We start from the raw sequence: 17,978 nt of genomic DNA, 5'->3' as shown, positions 1-17,978 counted from the left end.
CTATCTAACGCCAGCTATCCAACGCCAGTTATCTAACAATCGTCAGCCGCTCTGCCGCCCGCGTGATGGCGGTATAAAGCCAGCGCTGGCGGGTTTCCTTGAACGCCCAGCTCTCGTCGAACAGCACGACGTCGTTCCACTGCGAACCCTGCGCCTTGTGCACGGTCAGCGCGTAGCCATAGTCGAAATCGTCAAAGCGCTTCTTCTGCTGCCAGGGGATATCGGCGTCCGGATCCTCGAAAGCCGACTTGAGCAGCTTGATCTTGGCGACGCCGCGGTCGGGATCGTCCTCCTCGGGCGAGACCAGAAGGTTGATGCCCGGCTTCACCGTCTCGCGCGACGAGGTCATCACCTTCCACAGCGAACCGTTGAGCAGGCCCTTGGCGGGGTCGTTGCGCAGGCAGACCAGCTTGTCGCCGGCCTGCGGATAATCGGCATTGAAACCCTTCAGCTCGCGCAGGCGCTGATTGTAGCGGCGGCGTGTGCGGTTGGTGCCGACCAACACCTGGTCCGCCTTCAGCACCAGCTCCTGGGTGACGTCCTCCTTGCCGATGACCTGCGCGCTGCCGTAGTCGCCGCGCATGAACTCGCGGCCCTCGCGCACGTCGAGCGCCAGCTGGATGATCGGATTGTCGCGCGCCTGGCGATGGATTTCGGTCAAGAGCACATCCGGCTCATGCTCGGTGAAAAAGCCGCCGCCCGAGATCGGCGGCAGCTGCGCCGGATCGCCAAGCACCAGGATCGGCGTGCCAAAACTCAGAAGGTCGCGACCAAGCTGCTCGTCGACCATCGAGCATTCGTCGATGACCACCAGCTTCGCCCGTGAAATAGGGCTTTGCCGATTAAGCGAGAAGGTCGGCGACATCGAGGTCTTGCCGGTCACCTCGTCCGACACCGATTCCTCGCCCTTCGGCCGGTAGATCAACGAATGGATGGTGCGGGCATTGACCGCGCCCTTGGAACGCAGCACCTGCGCCGCCTTGCCGGTGAAGGCGGCGAACTGCACCTGCCCGTCGACATGCTCGGCAAAATAGCGCGCCAGCGTGGTCTTGCCGGTGCCGGCATAGCCGAACAGCCGGAAGACCTGCGGCCGGCCCTCTTTCAGCCAGCGCGCGACCGCTTTCAGAGCCTCATCCTGTTGGGGGGAGAATTCCATCGGTTCGACAGACCGGATTCGCGAGAGAAAGACAAGCTTGGTGCCAACCACCGCTTAAAACGATGGGATTGCCTCACCTTCAACGGGACAAACATCAGGCGCAAATGCGAACGTAAAGTGAACATGCAGGCGGATAACGAACGATTTGAATTCAGGCATTTGAACCTAGATCGGGCAATGCCACTATCACGGACTTGATCGAGATGCAGATCGGCGCAGACACCTATAAGCGAGGATATTGATGAGGTCGTTCGCAGACAGGCTGATCGGAAAGTCGATAAAGAAGATCGAAATCGGCGAACCTGGTTATGGCATCGTTGTCTCCTTGTCGGATGACGCAGGGTTCGCGATATATACCGAGGTCACGGCCTGTCTGAGTGACGAAAATGCCAGAACCATAGAACGTGTTACCATCAGCGACGAGCAAGTGATCCTCCACTTGGCTGACAACGACTTCGTCGTCATTTCCAAAAACCGTGGCCGCTTCGCCGTCGTTGAGGCGTTTGTCTATGGGGACGACGAAGGCATGGTCGTCGAAAATTAGTTGTATCGGCCGCCAGATTTCAAACACCAACCACAGGCGGACTATATGTTCGCGCCGCCGCCGCTACCTCTGGTCGGCCCGGGATCGTTCTCCAACAAAATCGGCTTGCCGTGCGGGGTTGCATGCGCGGCGCGTTCCCAGGCGGCGGCGAGCGTGTCGACGTCACTTTTTCCCGCGACGCCCTTGGCCGCCAGCAGCGTCTCCAGCGCAGCCAGCCAATGCTCGTAGTAGTCGTGGCCGTCGCTTGCGGCGCCCGGCTTCTTCACTTGCGCCGACAGCGCATCGGCCCATTCGCTCCACGAAAACAGGCCCTTGTCATGCAGCGCCACCGTCATGGCGAAGGCTTCGGCCTGCCAGGGTTCGGCGAATACCGGTTCGTCCAGACCCGCCGGCAATGCACCTTCAGGCCGGCTCAAGATAGCTCTCCCAGGCATCGATCGAGACGGTCAGCGTCGGGTCGGCGCCCTCGCCCCAGATTTCCGAGCCATCGAAGACCACGGTATAGACCCATTGCGGGTTTTCACCGTTGCCATGCGCGTTGCTGTCGGGGAACACAAAACCGTCACGCACGGCCTCGATCACTCCGTGCTTGCCGCGCGCATAACGCGGTAGCCTTGTGTGGCCGGTGGGATTGAAATTCCTTGTCCGCACCGGGTCGCCGGCCTTGAAGCGCGGCGCCGTCTCGACCGGCCGGTCGCAAGGTCCTCCCTTGGCCAGTACCGCCGGCACGTTTTCGGCCTTCAACACCCTTTTGGGCGTCGCCGCCGGATCGACCGCCCGACCCTCCGTCAGATCGCGCTCGCTGACGAAGCCATGGCGCTTCAGCAGCACCTCGAGCGCTTTGATCCAGATCTGGTAGTAGCTCGAGGAATAATAGACGGCCGGATGCACCGATTCCCTGGCGTGCCGGCTCTCGTCGATGTTCCAGGCGCCCATGGCGCCGGCGGTCAGCGTCACGCCCAGCGCCCGCCGCTCCCAGTCGGCATGGAAGTAAGGCTCGTTCCTTTCGGGCGCGACCGGCCCGAAACCCATCTGCCCACCGAGATCCTGCGGCCCGTTCATGCCGGTTCTCTCGCCACCGCCGTGCCGATCATCGCATCGCGGCTCACCAGTTCGGCGAGCTGGTCCTCACTCCAGCCTTCGGTACCGCCAGGCCGCATCGGCACCACGAGATAGCGCAGTTCGGCAGTCGAATCCCAGACGCGGATGTTTTTCTCCGCCGGCAAGGTCAGCCCGAACTCCTCCAGCACGCCGCGCGGATCGATCACGGCGCGCGAGCGATAGGGCGGCGCCTTGTACCAGACCGGCGGCAGGCCGAGCACCGACCACGGATAGCAGGAGCACAGCGTGCAGACGACGAGGTTGTGCGTCTCGTCCGTGTTGAACACCGCCTGCATGTGCTCGCCCTGGCGGCCGGTGTAGCCCAGCGAGGTGATCGCCGCAGTCGCGTCGCGCTTCAGCCACTCGGCAAAGGCCGGATCGCTCCAGGCTTTCGCCACCGCCCTGGCGCCGTTGCGCGGCCCGATCTTGGTCTCGTAGGTGTCGACGATGACGTCGATCGCCGCCGGATCGATCAGGCCTTTTTCGGTGAGGATGGTCTCCAGCGCGCGCACGCGCGCCGCAAATGGGTCGAGCTCATTGTCGTGGTCATGATCATGGGACATGACCCTCAGATTAGGATCGGCGGCACGCGGCCGCAAGCATGACAGCTTGGGCCACGGGCTATCGCCTATTCGGCGGCGGCCCTTTGCGGCTCGAGCCGATCCTCGGGAGCGAACAGCGAGGCCTGCTCGCCGCTCTCGACCGCATGCAGCTCCGGCCTGTTCTTTTTCCAAGAGAAGAAGCTCACCAGCCAGCCGGAGAAATTCTCGAAATAGACATAGATGACAGGGGTGACGAACAGCGTCAGCGCCTGCGACGCCAGGAGACCGCCAACCACCGCGACACCGAGCGGCTGGCGCAGCTCAGCACTGGCGCCGGTGCCGAGCGCGATCGGGAACGTGCCCATCAGCGCCGCCAACGTCGTCATCATGATCGGCCTGAAACGCATCAGGCACGCCTTGTGTATGGATTCCTTGGCCGACATGCCTTCTCGTCGCAGCTCCAGCGCGACGTCGACCATCATGATGCCGTTCTTCTTGACGATGCCGATCAGCATCAGGATGCCGATCACCGCGATCACCGACAGGTCCATGCCGGCAAAGCGCAGCGCGACCACCGCGCCCAGCACCGCCGAAGGCAGGCCGGTCAGAATGGTCAGCGGATGGATAAAGCTCTCATAGAGGATGCCGAGTACGATATAGATGGTCAGAACGGCGCCGCCGATCAGCAGGCCCTGATTGGCCAGCGAATCCTGGAAGGTCTTGGCGGTGCCGGCAAAGCTGGTCGAAATCGCCGGCGGCATGCCGATCTGCTCCTTCAGCGCGGCGATGCGGGCCGTGCTGTCGCCCAGCGCCACGCCTTGCGGCAGGTTGTAGGAGATGGTCACCGCCGGCAGCTGGCCGAGCTGGTTGACCGTCAGCGCGCCGGCGGTGCGGTCGACGCGGGCAAAGGCGCCGAGCGGCACCAGGCTGCCGCTTGCCGTCCTGACCTGGATGGCCAGCATGCGCTCGGGCGACCATTCGATGTTGGGATCGAGCTCCATGATGACTTCGTAGCTGTCGGCCGAGCCGAAGATCGTCGAGACCTGCTCCGTGCCGAAGCCGCCATAGAGACTGGAGCGCAGCGTGTCGGTGTCGATGCCGAGCGACGCCGCCTTGTCGCGATCGACCACCAGCGTCGCCTGCAATGAATTGTTCTGCAGATCGCTGGTGACGTCGGTGAAATTCGCATGATCGGCCGCCATCGCATCGTTGAGCTTTTGCGCCCATGTGTCGGTCAGGCCGGTATCGAGGCCCTGAACGACGAGCTGGTAGGCGCTGGCGGAAGAACGCGCGCCAAGTCGCAGGTTCTGCACCGGCTGCATATAGGCATCGATCCCCGGCACGACGGCCAGCTGCCGCCGCAGATCCGACAGCACCTTATCGATGTCGGGGCGCTGGCTCTTGTCCTTCAGCTGCACATAGAGCTGGCCCTGGTTCAGCGCATTGTTGCCGCCGCCGGCTGACCAGGCCACATGCGAGACATAGGGCGAACGCGAGAAGACACTTGCCGCCTGGTTCTGCAGCTTGACCATGGCGTCGTAGGAGATGTCCTGCCTGGCGATCGTCGTCACCGAGATCTGGCCGATATCCTCTTGCGGGAAAAAGCCTTTCGGCGAGACCTCGATCAGCCAGACCGACCCTGCCGCCGTGCCGACGAAGACGAGGAACACCAGAAAAGTGTGGCGCAGGCAGAAGGTCAAAAGCCGGTCATAGCCGCGGGTGACGATATCGTGCTTGTGGCCGGGGGCATGCTTGTCGCGATCGGCCTTGGTCACCGACAGCAAGCGCGAACACAGCATCGGCGTCAGTGTCAGCGACACGAACATCGAAGCCAGGATGGCGACCGTCACCACGACGGCGAATTCGTTGAAGATGCGGCCTATGACGCCGCCCATCAAAAGCACGGGGATGAACACCGCCACCAGCGAGATCGAGATCGAGATGATGGTGAAGCCGATCTCGCGCGCGCCTTTCAGCGAGGCATCGAAGGCCGAGAGACCGTCCTCCTCCATGTGGCGAAAGATGTTTTCCAGCATGACGATGGCGTCGTCGACGACGAGGCCGACTGCGAGCGTCAGGCCCATCAGCGAGATGTTGTCGATGGAAAAGCCGAACAGGAACATGGCGCCGAGCGTCGCGATCAGCGAGATCGGCACCGCCACGGCCGGAATGATGGTTGCGGTCACCCGGCGCAGGAAGACGAAGATCACCGTCACCACCAAAGCGATCGTCAGAAGCAGCGTGAACTGGACGTCGTCGACGGCCTGGCGGATCGAGGTCGAACGGTCGTTGAGCAGCTTGATGTCGGCGGCGGCCGGCATTTGGTCCTTGAACGACGGCAGCATCGCCTTGACCTTGTCGACGACGTCGACCGTGTTGGCGTCGGGCTGGCGCTGCACCGCCAGGATGATGGCGCGCGTGCCGTCGTACCAGCTTGCGGTCGTCGTGGTCTCGACCGAGTCGATGACGCGCGTCACCTCGCCCAGCCGCACCGGATGGCCGTTCTTGGTGGCGATGATGAGGTTGGAGAACCCGGCGGCATCGGTGAGCTGCGTGTTGGCCGTGATGGTCAGCTGCTGCTTGTCGTTCTGCAAGACCCCGAGCGGCGTGTTGGAATTGGCCGAGGCGATCGCCGTCTGCAGCTGGTCGATCGAAATGCCGCGCGCCGCCAGCGCCGTCGGGTCGATCTGCACGCGCACCGCATATTTCTGCTGGCCGAAGATCGACACCTGCGCCACGCCGTCGATGGTCGACAGCGAGGGCGAGATGACGTTTTCGGCGAAGGCGTCGAGGTCGGTGAGCGGAACCGTGTCGCTGACCAGCGACATCAGAAGGATCGGCGCGTCGGCCGGATTGACCTTGCGATAGCTCGGCGGCGACGTCATCTCCGGCGGCAACTGCCGCTGCGTGCGCGCGATCGCCGCCTGCACGTCGGCGGCCGCCGCGTCGATATCCCGGTTGAGCACGAACTGGATGGCAATGGACGTGCGTCCCAGCGAATTGCTGGTCGAGATCGAATCGATGCCGGCGATGGTGGCGAACTGCTTGATCAGCGGCGTCGCCACCGAAGTGGCCATGGTTTCGGGCGAAGCGCCGGCCAGGGTGGCCGAGACGTTGACGACCGGGAATTCGGCGCTCGGCAGCGCCGCCACCGGCAGGAACTTGTAGGCAAACAGCCCGCCCAGCACGAGGGCGAACGACATCAGCAGCGTGGCGACAGGCCTGCGTATGCAGAATTCGGAAATCATTGGGCAGCCGCCTTGCCGGCCTCGGCGACCTTGGGAGCAGCTTGATCACCGCTGGCCGCCTTGCCTTCGTGAATGGCGGCGCCGTCCTTCAGCCTGGTCTGGCCCTCGACCACCACCTTCTCGCCTGATTTGACGCCCTCGCTGATGGCGCTGTTTTCGCCTTCGGTCAGCGCCACCTGCACCGGTCGCATCTCGACCGTGTTGTCGGGCTTGACGACATAGACGAACGGTCCCTTTTGGCTGGGCTGCACGGCAACGGTCGGGATGGATGTCATCTGCGGCATGATGCCAGCGTCGAGCACGACATTCACATATTGCCCGGGCCACAGTGAAAGATCGGCGTTGGGAATGCTCGCCCGTGTCGCGATGGTGCCGGACGCGGTGTCGACGCTGGAATCGACGAAGTCGAGCGTGCCGTTGCCGATCGGCGTCGGATCGCCATCCTTGGTCAGCGTCACCGCGCCTTGCTGCGGGTTGGCCAGCGCCTTGTGCAGCAGCGCCAGGTTGCTCTCCGGCAGGTTGAAGTTGACTTGCAGCGGATCCATCTCGGTGATCGTCACCAGCGGCGTGGCCGTGCTCGAGTTGCCGTTGCTCAAGGTGACGAGGTCACCGACCGAAACGTTGACCGCGCCCAGCCGGCCGGCAATCGGCGCCTTGATGCTGGCAAAGCCGAGCTGGACATTGTCGGCGTCGATCGTCGCCTTGTCGGCATCGACCGTCGCCGCGGCAGCCTTTTGCGCCGCCACCGCCTGATCGTAAGTCTGCTGCGTGCCGGCCTGCTTGGCGACGAGATCCTTGGCGCGCTGAAGGTCGGAGCCCGAACTGGTTAGCAGCGCCTGGTCCTTGGCGAGCGTCGCCTGATCCTTGGCAAGCTGCGCCTTGAGCGCCCTGTCGTCAAGCGAGAACAGCAGGTCGCCGGCCTTCACCATCTGGCCGTCCCTGACGTCGATCGATACGATCTGGCTGGACACGCGGGCGTTGATGTTGACCACGGCCGGCGAAGACACGAAGCCGATGGCGTAACGGCGGATCGGAAAATCGGCCGTTGTCGCGGTGGCCGAGACGATCGAGGCCGAACGGGCGGCATTGCCGCCGGCGCCGGATTTGCCCCCTGCCTTGTCGGCCGAAGCCTTGTCCGATCCAGCCGGCTTGTCCGCCGCTGCCGTCTGCCTGGCGCCCGGCAGCATCTGCTGCAGACTGCTCATCGCCGCCGGCGAAAAATAGACCCATGCCGCGGCGACACAGGCCGCTGCCACCACCACCGCCAGAACGACTTTACCGCGCATCGACTAAAAGCCCTATGATCCGACACGCCGAACCCGGTGGTCTCATTCTACGCAATCACGGCGCCTTGCCGCGATCTCGCCGAAGTAGATAGGACGCACATTTGTCGGAAAAGGGCCAAAACACGGCATTACGAAGATTTAATGTGCACTGCACAATGACTATGCAGCCGGCTCAGCAGTCGGAAAACCAGCCAGGATGCGGTTGAGATCTCAGGCGGGATACGTCTATTTCAGCATCGGCCAGAGCGTCGCCGCCAAGAGCACGCCCATGGCGATGTTGAACCATTTCAGCCGCACCGGATCCGACAGGAACCCGCGCAGCGCTGTGCCGAAACCGGCCCACATCGAGACGCTCGGCAGGTTGACGACGGTGAAGGCGATCGCGATCAGCGCCACCGACAGGAACGGGTGGTCCGGATTGGAGTAGACGGCCATGGCGGTGATCGCCATCACCCAGGCTTTCGCATTGACCCACTGGAATGCGGCTGCCTCGATGAACCGCATCGGCCGTGCCTCCGTCTCACCCTTGCTGGACAGCGAGCGCGACATGGCGATCTTCCAGGCGAGATAGAGCAGATAGGCAGCGCCGGCGATCTTCAATCCGGTGTGCAAGGCCGGAAACGCCGTAAGCACCGCGCCCAGGCCAAAGCCGACAGCAAGCAACAGCACCAGGAAACCCATGCTGATGCCCAGCATATGCGGAATGGTTCTGACCAGGCCGAAATTCACGCCCGACGCCAAGAGCATGAGGTTGTTCGGCCCCGGCGTGATCGAGGTCACGAAGGCGTAGACCAAAAGGGCAAGGAAAGCGTCGAGGGTCATGACGGCTCACAAAGGTCAGCAATGCTGACTTAAATCGACAGAGCGCTGGACGCAACCTCATTCCATTGGTCCAAAGCGCTCCGCCGTGATCCGCCTATCCCGAGCCAGCCAGGCCGGCACAGTCTACCTGCCGTGGGCCCGCGCCGACAACAGGCTGGGAGCGGCGGCGGCCTCCTGACGGCCAGCCACACGCCGCAGGCCTTTGCGCCTCGGCGTGTTCCCGGGAAGCTTCACGCCATGCGCGAGGCCGAGGGCAGCCAGGATGCGGATGAAGAGCCAGCCGAGATCGATCTGCCCGCGTTCCAGGCCGAGCTTTGCGGATTCGGGAAACGCATGGTGATTACCGTGGAAACTCTCGCCAAAGGTCACCAGGCCGAAACGCGGCAGGTTGTAGCCCTGCACGGCAACGCCATCGACACGCCAGCCCTGCTGCCCGCTGCGATGTGCGAAATGCCCGACCAGCCAATGCCCGGTCAGCGACACGGAGATACGCACCGCAATGCCCCAGACCACCCAGCTCCACCCGCCGAGCAGCAAGAAAAGGATCGCCCACGGCAGTTGCTGCAGCATCCAGGTCCGCTCGACGAATTTGTAGAAGCGGTCGTTTCTGATCGACGGCTCGATGACGAAGTCAGGCGGATTGCGCAACGCCACGGCGCAATGCATTTGCCAGAAAGCGTCGGTGAAGAAAGGCCGGCGGTGGGCGTGCAGGTCGTGACAAGCCGTCTGGCGCTGCGCCCAGTCTCGTATGTCATGCGCATAGATCATGCCGAACGGACCGGCCATGCCGACGAGCGTGCCGAGATAGACCAGCGCGTGTTCGAGCCAGATGTGAACCTTGAACGAGCGATGGATGAGCAGGCGATGCATGCCGACCGAGTGTCCGGCGCAGATCGTCACCGCCGTCGTCGCTACGAACAGGGCGAAAGCGCTCCAGCTGAAGGTCAGCGGCCCGAACACCAACGCAATCAGCGTCATCGCACCGACCCAGATCGACTTGGCCGGCATCCAGACGACCTCGCCATCTTCGGCATCGCTCAAGGGCTGCGAGATCATTCTGCCTGTGGATATGGTCTTCATCGGTACCCCTCCTCTGCAGGAAACATTTCCGGACCAAAGAGCCTTGCCTTCCGGCGCGCCGGCGCTTATTTAGGCAATAAGCTAACTATCTACTTCCGATTTAGGTATTTAGGCAATAGACTAAATACCGGAAGCGAAACGACAGAGGCAGGCGGTGATCGAAGACAATGCAGCGGATGGCGACACGGCTATCGGGGCAAGCAGCGCCATACAGCGCGTGTTCGAGGCGCTGTCATCGCAGCCGAGGCGCAAGATCCTCGCCTATCTCGCCCACTCCTCGCTGACCGCGGGCGAGATCGCGGCGCGCTTCGACATGTCGAAGCCGTCGATCTCGCAGCATCTGAGCATCCTGGAGACGGCCGGCCTCATCGCCAGGGAGCGGCAGGGACAATTCATCCGCTACTCGCTGGTCCAGAACAATCTGGTTAACACGCTGAACGGCTTCGTCCAGGACGTCTGTCCGGTATCGCGCCCGATCAAAAGGGAGAGTAAGAATCTGGCGAGCGGCAAGGTCGATCCCAAGCCGGTAAAATAGTTGGACTGAGACTACATCCCTTGCGGGCCGCGGTTCATCGCCGCCACGCCGGTGCGGCAGATCTCGACCAGGCCGAGCGGCTTCATGATGGCGATGAACTGGTCGAGCTTCGAACCCTTGCCGGTAATCTCGAAGATGAAGTGCTCGGTGTTGGCGTCGATGACCGAAGCGCGAAAAGCGTCCGCCAGACGCAGCGCCTCGACGCGGGCTTCGCCGGTGCCGGCGACCTTGACCAGCGCCAACTCGCGTTCCAGCGGCCGCTCCTGGCCGAACTCGTGCGAGCGCACGGTGAGATCGACGACGCGATGCACCGGTACGATGCGTTCGAGCTGGTGCTTGATCTGCTCCAGCACATGCGGCGTGCCGCGCGTCACGATGGTGATGCGTGACAGGTGCTTCTCGTGTTCGGTCTCGGAGACGGTGAGGCTCTCGATGTTATAACCGCGGCCGGAAAACAGGCCGATGACCCGGGCAAGCACGCCGGGCTCATTGTCGACCAGAACGGAGAGCGTGTGGTTCTCCGGCTTTTCCGTTTCCTTGGCGATGAAATAGGCGGAGCCGGTCGGTTGAAGCTGTGCGTTCATGACATGAATCTCGATTTCAGACTTTGAGCTAATTCTCTGTTGCGCACGGCTTCTCGCGACAGCCCTGCCCCGGCTTGGACCTAGACCAGTTCCCTGCCCTTGGCGTCGATGGCGTTGGCCACGGCTTCGTCGGTCGCCTCGTCGGGCAGGAGCATTTCATTATGCGCCTTGCCCGACGGGATCATCGGGAAGCAGTTGGCGAGCGTCGCCACCCGGCAATCGAACAGCACCGGCTTCTTCACCGCGATCATCTCCTTGATCGCATCGTCCAACTCGTCCGGCTTCTCGCAACGAATGCCGTGGCCGCCATAGGCGTCAGCCAGCTTGACGAAGTCGGGCATCGCTTCGGTATAGGAATGCGACAGGCGGTTGCCGTGCAGCAGCTGCTGCCACTGACGCACCATGCCCATATACTGGTTGTTGAGGATGAAGATCTTGATCGGCGCATTGTGCTGCACCGCCGCGCTCATCTCCTGCATCGTCATCTGCACCGAGGCGTCGCCTGCGATGTCGATGACCAGCGCGTCCGGGTGCGCGATCTGCACGCCGAGCGCAGCCGGCAGACCGTAGCCCATCGTGCCCAACCCGCCCGACGTCATCCAGCGGTTCGGCTTCTCGAAATGATAGTGCTGCGCCGCCCACATCTGGTGCTGGCCGACCTCGGTGGTGATGTAGGTGTCCATGTCCTTGGTCAGCTCGTAGAGCCGCTGGATGGCATATTGCGGCATGATCACATCGTGGTTCATCTTGAACGCGAGCGAGTCACGCGCGCGCCATTTGGCGATCTGCTCCCACCAGGGATGGAGCGCCTTCTTGTCGGCCTTGGCGCTCGCCCGCCACAGCCGCACCATGTCCTCCAGCACCCGGCCGACATCGCCGATGATGGGCACTTCCGTGTGCACGTTCTTGTTGATCGACGATGGATCGATGTCGATGTGGATCTTCTTCGAGTTGGGCGAGAAGGCGGTCAGCCGTCCGGTGATGCGGTCGTCGAAGCGCGCGCCGATGCAGATCATCACGTCGCAATCATGCATCGCCATATTGGCTTCATAAGTGCCGTGCATGCCCAGCATGCCCATCCAGTTCTTGCCCGATGCCGGATACGCGCCGAGGCCCATCAGCGTCGAGGTGATCGGGAAGCCGGTGAGGTCGACCAGTTCGCGCAGCAGATGGCTGGCCTCCGGACCGGAGTTGATGACGCCGCCGCCCGAATAGATGATCGGCTTCTTGGCGCCGGCCATCAGTTCGACGGCGGCCTTGATCTTTTCCAGGTCGCCCTGGACCTTCGGCTGGTAGCTGGTGCGCGGCGCCGCCTGCGGCGGCACATAGATGCCTTTGGCGAACTGCACATCCTTCGGAATGTCGACCACCACCGGGCCGGGGCGGCCGGTCGTCGCGACATGGAAGGCCTCATGGATGGTGGCGGCCAATTCGTTGACGTCCTTCACCAGCCAGTTGTGCTTGGTGCAGGGGCGCGTGATGCCGACCGTGTCGCACTCCTGGAACGCGTCGGAGCCGATCAGCGAAGTCGGCACCTGCCCGGTCAGGCAGACCAGCGGGATCGAATCCATCAGCGCATCCTGCAGCGGCGTCACCGCATTGGTGGCGCCCGGGCCGGAGGTCACCAGCATGACGCCGGCCTTGCCGGTCGAGCGGGCATAGCCTTCGGCCGCATGCCCTGCGCCTTGCTCGTGGCGGACGAGGATGTGCTCGACCTCGTCCTGCTGGAAGATTTCGTCATAGATCGGAAGCACCGCGCCGCCGGGATAACCGAAGACATGCTTGACGCCATTGTCCTTCAGCGCCTGCACCACCATTTCGGCGCCAGTCATTTCCCTGTTTGGTATTTCGCGCCGTTCGTTCTGTCCGTTGCTCATCGGTCTGGTCCCGTACTTCTAGCCATGAGGCGATTGCTGGTCGTTTAGTCGTGTTTCGGGCAATAAAAAAGGCCCCCGATGGGAGCCTGTGTGTTGCGCATGGGAGGTTTTCGCCCGGCGGTTACACCGCCTTGCCCACGCGCTTTCCTACGAGAATGAGTGCCTTTTTCATCGTGGCGGACACTACGAGGGTGAAAGGCAAGGTGTCAACGGGAAAAACGCGCGATGCGAAAGACAAAGCAAGTGGCCCGCCGCCTCTGGTCGGCGGGCCACCGCGGCGCATACGATACCCCTAATCGCACCGCGCCGGGAACAAGAGTCGCTGCCGTGTCACGTCAGGATCAGCACGATCTTGTACGTATCCGGGTCGACGATGACGATGCGCCCGTCGGCCAGCACGAAGTACTCATAGGATTCGTAGGCCGGGACGATCTTGACAATGCGCGCCGGCAGACGGTGCAGGCGCACTTTGTGCCGCGGCACCTCGATGCCGACCGAAATGTCGAAGTCGACGTTCTTCACCGGCTCAACCCTGGTCTCGTGGATGATCTGCGTGACCTGCGTCTTCTGCTCGACGGTCACGTTGTTGATCGAGGCCGTATTGCCCTGGTCGGTCTGAACGTTTGTGTTGCCCTGAGCGTTCTGCTCGGTGGTGGTCCCGGCCTTGCCCTGGGCCTGCTGGTCCGTGCTGGTGCCGGTCTGGCCCTGAGCGTTCTGCTCGGTGCTGGTCCCGGCTTTGCCCTGAGCCTGCTTCTCGGTGCTGGTGCCGGTCTGGCCCTGAGCGTTCTGCTCGGTGCTGGTCCCGGCCTTGCCTTGGGCCTGTTCATCCGTCTTGAGCTTGGCCTTGCCCTGAGCCTGCTTCTCGGTGCTGGTGCCGGTCTGGCCCTGAGCATTCTGCTCGGTGCTGGTCCCGGCCTTGCCCTGGGCCTGTTCATCCGTCTTGAGCTTGGCCTTGCCCTGAGCCTGCTGATCGGTCGTGGCGCCGGCCTGACCCTGAGCATTCTGCTCGGTACTGGTCCCGGCCTTGCCCTGTGCCTGTTCATCCGTCTTGAGCTTGGCTTTGCCCTGAGCCTGCTGATCGGTCGTGGCGCCAGCCTGGCCCTGTGCATTCTGATCGGTCTGTGACTTCATCTTGCCTTGCGCCTGTTCTCCGCCCTTGCCGCCCTTCTGGCAATCGGCCGCGCCGGCGGCGCAGTTGTCGCCACCGCTCGGCTGCACGGCCTGGGTCTGGGCGATCGCGGCGCCGCACCCGACGCCAAGCGCAATCATGCTCGTGATCAACACATGTTTCATCTGCTTTCTCCTTAAAGAGTCGGTCCCTCAGCCTAGCCAACTCTGCCAAAAATACTTTGTTCCACATTTTGTGAATAAAATCGGGCTTCTAAGAAGACCAATGAATGTTGGCAGTAATTTTGCAACAATCACCTACAAATTGCATCAAACAATTAATGCAACGCAACATTTTATTTTCTCCTGAGCTTGCGATCCCATAGCGATGACACCAGCATCACAAGCTTAGAAGTACTCCCGTCGTCATGACCAGGATGGCTACCCCGAAAACAGGCAAGAGCAACCATCGTGCCTGATGGACGCTGTTGTCCATTAACGCCTCCCACAAGTGCTGATCTCAACGATGCCGAGAAGCCTGTGTTCCGCCCTGAGGAGGCTCTAGGACCTCTACAGCCTGGCACCAGACTTTGGTCCCTCCCCTATCGTCCATTGGCCCGATGACGCCCGGACCGAAGCCCCACGCGGGAACGCAGCCGCGAAAAGCCCGTTCGGCTTGCGGTGTGCATCAACCTCACCAACACCACGTATCGGAATCGAGCTCGCGCAAGATGCATGAGCGTTGCTCGCATGAAGGAGAGAATCATGACGACCATGTACCAGTCGACCGCAATTGCCGGATTCTTGCTGCTCGCGAGCGCGGGCGTAGTTGCTGCTCAAGACGTCATCATCGCGCCGGAGCAGGAAACGGTTGTGCGCGAATACGTGAAAAAGCAGCCCCTTGCGTCGGTGAAGATTCCAGGTGTCGAATTGAACGTGGGGACCGCCATTCCCGACACGGTGGAACTGCATGAAGTGCCGAGCGTCAAGTATCGCTACGTTGTGGTCGACGGGCGAACCGTGCTGGTCGACCCCGGCACGCGGAAGATCGTCAAGATCATACAGTAACGCTGATCCCACCGCCGTTCCCCGCGGGTGGCGGTGGGATCATGCCCTGAAATTGCGGTTTCCCCGGCAATTCAACCTAGCGCTTGCTCGCACCATCGACCGTTCTAGTTGTAGGATGGCTTAGGATTTTGGCACGGCCAAAGCTCGCGGGGTCGGTTGAGACGTGCGCTACATTGATAGTCTCTATCAAAACTGGAACAGGCTATCGTTGGCTTGGCAGTTCATCATAGTCGGAAGCATTGGGCTGCTGTCGCTGATGCTGGTCGTCGGCCTATGGGTCACCTCGCAAATACGAGATGGAGTGATCCGCAACTCTGCAAGCACGACCGCGCTTTACGTCGACAGTGTCATCGCGCCAATCCTGCCGGATATGCGCAAAAGCCAGCAGCTCAGCGACACCGTTAAACGGGCACTCGATGAAACCCTGGACCAGGGTGCTCTCGGAAAAAAACTGGCGTCGTTCGTGCTTTGGCGGCGTGATGGCAAGGTGCTGTACGCCAAAGACGCGGCTCTTATTGGCCAGACCTTCGAGCCAAATGCGAACTTGCTGCATGCGTTCGGCGGAAACGTGGTGGCGCAATTCAATGATCTGGACGAAAATGAAAGGAAGGAACGGAAGAGCCCCACCGCCTCGCTGCTCGAGATCTACAATCCGGTTCGAGAGCCGTGGTCGGGCGATGTTGTGGCCGTTTCCGAGTTCTACGAGATAGCCGACGATCTTCAGGGCACTTTAAACTCGGCACTATGGTCGAGCTGGCTGCTCGTGGCTGGCGCGACGGCGGTCGCCTTGGCGATGCTCTCGGGAATCGTGCTTCGCGGCAGCAGCACTATCGAAACGCAGCGTTCAGCGCTTGAGACACAAGTGGCGGAACTTCAGTTGCTTTTGGAGCAGAATTCCGCTTTGCGGGAGCGCGTCCAGCAGGCGTCGCGCCGCGCAACGGCAATCAACGAACGTTACTTGCGTCGCATCGGGTCTGATTTGCATGACGGTCCAGCTCAGCTCGTCGCACTGGCTGCGCTGCGCATGGACAGCCCTCTGCTGCTCGATCCCGCCGCATCCCCAAGCCACCGCAAGACCGAGATCGCCGATATCCATCATACGTTGGATGAGGCGATGCGGGAGATCCGCGCCATCTGCACCGGCCTCGTGCTGCCACAGATCGAAGCTTCGACAGTCGCGGAGATATTGCGGCTTGCGGTTGCCGAACATGAACGCCGTACAGCCTCTTCCGTATCGCTTTCACTGCCATCTCGCCTGCCCGACCTGGGGACCTCCGAGAAAATAAGCATCTTTCGCTTCGCGCAGGAGGGGCTGAACAATGCCTGGCGACACGGTCTGGGCAAGGGGCAGGCTGTCAAGGCGAGAGTGACGCAGGGCAAGCTCCTCATTCAAGTGCTTGATCACGGCCCTGGATTCCAGTCGGGATCGTGTGAAGGACTTGGACTCGCCGGTATGAGGGAACGTATCGAAAGTATCGGAGGTCACTTCGAGACCTTTTCGAGCCCCAGGGGGACCCGGCTGACCATAACGCTCAACATCGAGGACCAGAAATGACCGCTCCCATAAGGATTGCCATTGTTGATGATCATCCGCTGTTTCGCGAGGGTGTGGCTCGCAGCCTCGCCGAAATCGGCGGCTTCGAAGTCGTTGGTGCGGGCGAAACCGCGACGGATGCCGAACAGCTTGCGGCCTTGGCAAATCCCGACATATTGCTGCTCGACATCAGTTTGCCGGGAGGGGGTCTGGCCGCAGCGGAAAATATTCTTGCAACTCAGCCTGACTGCAAGATCGTCATGCTCACCGTCTCGGAGGCGAACGCCGATCTGGCAACGGCGCTCAGGCTGGGCGTACGCGGATATGTGCTGAAAGGGATTGGGGCGGCATCGCTGGCCGAGGTGCTGACTTATATAGCCGCAGGAAAAAAATATGTTTCGCCGACCCTGTCAGCGCAGCTTTTGAATGAACTGATCCGGCCGGAAAAGCGCACAACCGATCTCGTTGCGAATCTCTCGGGACGCGAGCTTGGGATAATCTCCTTGGTAGGCGAAGGACTGAGCAATAAAGAAGTCGCCAAACGTCTCAACCTGCAGGAGAAAACGGTAAAACACCACATGACTCGGATATTTCAAAAGCTAAAGGTGCGAAACCGCACCGAAGCAGCCATTCTTATGCACGCGCCCAAAACGGGTCTTGTATAGGGAGATCGGGGCTTGTCTGAAGGTCGGATGCTGGTTGGCGACCAACAGTTACAGCCCTTTCAGACGAGCAATGTCGGAGGCCCTTACGGCGCGTTCGACAATTGTCCTTCCAAGCGGATCCTTCATAGTGAAGCGGCCGGCCTCGATGCTTTCGCTGAATCCATCGCGATGCACGACCTGGATTTTGGCGCCCTGTACCGTCACCGTGTCGCCAGCGGCATTGACTTGGCTACTGGGAGCTTGGCTACCGGGGGCGTTGTCGCCGGCACCATTTTTTCCCTTTCCGTTGGCATTACCATTCCCGGCGTTGCCGCCTGAGCCATTACCATTACCACTACCGTTGCCACCACCGTTACCATTGCCATTGTTTCCGCTCTTGGCGCTGGCAGCGGCGAATTCGATCTTGTAGCCGTCGACATGGCTCAACCGCAGACCAAGCACCGGCATCGTCACCGCAACCGCCGCGAATACGCGCAAGCTAAAGTACGCCCAGCGACGCACGGATGAAAACAGGGGCTGCCTTTCTCCATTCATGCCACCATCACATCATGATGTGTCACGGTATTCAAGAATGAACAGCCCAAAATTGCGGCTTAAAAACGCTGAGGAAACTCTCTTTTCGTGCTTTCAGCTCGATTCTCAGACCTTCGTCTGAGTCAAATATACACCGAAGTCTGACCTACTGATCTTGGCCGCGCCGACGGATGTCGCAATAAAATCCGCGGTGACAAGGCTCGTCACCGGTAGGGATCGGCAGCGAGGCGCGAGCGCCCGCGGCACGCAGACGCTTGCGGCAGGTCTCCGGCATACGGTTAGCGCATGCTCGCCG

At 61.7% G+C, this 17,978-nt stretch carries 17 protein-coding genes; 5 read left to right on the top strand and 12 right to left on the bottom strand.

Annotation, left to right across the window (positions count from 1 at the left end; translation table 11 throughout):
- Positions 1-28: 28 nt before the first annotated feature.
- Positions 29-1,156: an ATP-dependent DNA helicase gene (locus NLY42_RS17890; RefSeq protein ID WP_023682070.1), complete on the bottom strand. Its 1,128-nt coding sequence runs from the start codon at positions 1,154-1,156 to the stop codon at positions 29-31.
- A gap of 241 nt (positions 1,157-1,397) precedes the next feature.
- Between NLY42_RS17890 and NLY42_RS17885 the strand changes: the two genes are divergently transcribed.
- The gene (locus tag NLY42_RS17885; protein WP_023753501.1) at positions 1,398-1,700 is read left to right on the top strand and encodes a hypothetical protein; all 303 of its coding nucleotides are present in this window, start codon (positions 1,398-1,400) and stop codon (positions 1,698-1,700) included.
- Positions 1,701-1,741: 41 nt separating this feature from the next.
- Here the strand turns inward: NLY42_RS17885 and NLY42_RS17880 are convergent, their stop codons facing one another.
- The 7 genes from NLY42_RS17880 to NLY42_RS17850 all read right to left on the bottom strand — a co-directional run bounded on the left by NLY42_RS17880 (position 1,742) and on the right by NLY42_RS17850 (position 9,779).
- Positions 1,742-2,116, bottom strand: coding sequence for a nitrile hydratase accessory protein (locus NLY42_RS17880; protein ID WP_023725319.1), 375 nt, complete (start codon positions 2,114-2,116; stop codon positions 1,742-1,744).
- On the bottom strand, positions 2,103-2,762 hold the full coding sequence (gene nthB / locus NLY42_RS17875; protein ID WP_023751648.1) for a nitrile hydratase subunit beta: 660 nt from the start codon (positions 2,760-2,762) through the stop codon (positions 2,103-2,105). Before nthB ends, NLY42_RS17880 begins: the two co-directional genes overlap by 14 nt.
- On the bottom strand, positions 2,759-3,364 hold the full coding sequence (gene nthA / locus NLY42_RS17870; protein ID WP_023753502.1) for a nitrile hydratase subunit alpha: 606 nt from the start codon (positions 3,362-3,364) through the stop codon (positions 2,759-2,761). Before nthA ends, nthB begins: the two co-directional genes overlap by 4 nt.
- A 65-nt stretch (positions 3,365-3,429) precedes the next feature.
- Positions 3,430-6,591 carry an efflux RND transporter permease subunit gene (locus NLY42_RS17865; RefSeq protein ID WP_023753503.1) on the bottom strand — a complete coding sequence of 1,054 codons (3,162 nt, stop codon included), beginning with the start codon at positions 6,589-6,591 and terminating at the stop codon, positions 3,430-3,432.
- Entirely contained in the window at positions 6,588-7,877 is a 1,290-nt protein-coding gene (locus NLY42_RS17860; protein WP_023702995.1) for an efflux RND transporter periplasmic adaptor subunit, read from the bottom strand. Before NLY42_RS17860 ends, NLY42_RS17865 begins: the two co-directional genes overlap by 4 nt.
- 225 nt (positions 7,878-8,102) lie before the next feature.
- Positions 8,103-8,699, bottom strand: a complete 597-nt coding sequence (locus NLY42_RS17855; protein WP_023688075.1) for a LysE family translocator — start codon at positions 8,697-8,699, stop codon at positions 8,103-8,105.
- Positions 8,700-8,822: 123 nt separating this feature from the next.
- Positions 8,823-9,779, bottom strand: coding sequence for an acyl-CoA desaturase (locus NLY42_RS17850; RefSeq protein ID WP_023682077.1), 957 nt, complete (start codon positions 9,777-9,779; stop codon positions 8,823-8,825).
- Positions 9,780-9,933: 154 nt separating this feature from the next.
- Here NLY42_RS17850 and NLY42_RS17845 point away from each other — a divergent pair, with 154 nt between their 5' ends.
- The gene (locus tag NLY42_RS17845; RefSeq protein WP_023702997.1) at positions 9,934-10,314 is read left to right on the top strand and encodes a metalloregulator ArsR/SmtB family transcription factor; all 381 of its coding nucleotides are present in this window, start codon (positions 9,934-9,936) and stop codon (positions 10,312-10,314) included.
- A gap of 11 nt (positions 10,315-10,325) precedes the next feature.
- Here the strand turns inward: NLY42_RS17845 and ilvN are convergent, their stop codons facing one another.
- The 3 genes from ilvN to NLY42_RS17830 form a co-directional block, all read right to left on the bottom strand.
- Complete coding sequence (gene ilvN / locus NLY42_RS17840; RefSeq protein ID WP_023668352.1) at positions 10,326-10,898, bottom strand: acetolactate synthase small subunit; 573 nt, start codon at positions 10,896-10,898, stop codon at positions 10,326-10,328.
- 80 nt (positions 10,899-10,978) lie between these two features.
- Positions 10,979-12,775 carry an acetolactate synthase 3 large subunit gene (locus NLY42_RS17835; RefSeq protein ID WP_023751653.1) on the bottom strand — a complete coding sequence of 599 codons (1,797 nt, stop codon included), beginning with the start codon at positions 12,773-12,775 and terminating at the stop codon, positions 10,979-10,981.
- 330 nt (positions 12,776-13,105) lie between these two features.
- Positions 13,106-14,068: a DUF1236 domain-containing protein gene (locus NLY42_RS17830; protein ID WP_023753504.1), complete on the bottom strand. Its 963-nt coding sequence runs from the start codon at positions 14,066-14,068 to the stop codon at positions 13,106-13,108.
- A 579-nt stretch (positions 14,069-14,647) separates the two neighbouring features.
- On the opposite strand from NLY42_RS17830, the gene NLY42_RS17825 reads away from it, so the two are divergent.
- The 3 genes from NLY42_RS17825 (at position 14,648) to NLY42_RS17815 (ending at position 17,149) form a co-directional block, all read left to right on the top strand.
- Positions 14,648-14,950 carry a DUF1236 domain-containing protein gene (locus NLY42_RS17825; RefSeq protein WP_023731684.1) on the top strand — a complete coding sequence of 101 codons (303 nt, stop codon included), beginning with the start codon at positions 14,648-14,650 and terminating at the stop codon, positions 14,948-14,950.
- A 163-nt stretch (positions 14,951-15,113) separates the two neighbouring features.
- Entirely contained in the window at positions 15,114-16,505 is a 1,392-nt protein-coding gene (locus NLY42_RS17820) for a sensor histidine kinase (RefSeq protein ID WP_023690914.1), read from the top strand.
- Complete coding sequence (locus NLY42_RS17815; protein ID WP_023668347.1) at positions 16,502-17,149, top strand: LuxR C-terminal-related transcriptional regulator; 648 nt, start codon at positions 16,502-16,504, stop codon at positions 17,147-17,149. Before NLY42_RS17820 ends, NLY42_RS17815 begins: the two co-directional genes overlap by 4 nt.
- Positions 17,150-17,197: 48 nt before the next feature.
- Here the strand turns inward: NLY42_RS17815 and NLY42_RS17810 are convergent, their stop codons facing one another.
- The gene (locus NLY42_RS17810) at positions 17,198-17,626 is read right to left on the bottom strand and encodes a hypothetical protein (protein ID WP_023699032.1); all 429 of its coding nucleotides are present in this window, start codon (positions 17,624-17,626) and stop codon (positions 17,198-17,200) included.
- Between the last annotated feature and the right edge of the window lie 352 nt (positions 17,627-17,978).

The organism is Mesorhizobium sp. C372A, from assembly GCF_030323245.1.
In the GTDB taxonomy this organism is placed as follows: Bacteria; Pseudomonadota; Alphaproteobacteria; order Rhizobiales; family Rhizobiaceae; genus Mesorhizobium.
This window is presented reverse-complemented; position numbering and strand designations above follow the sequence as displayed.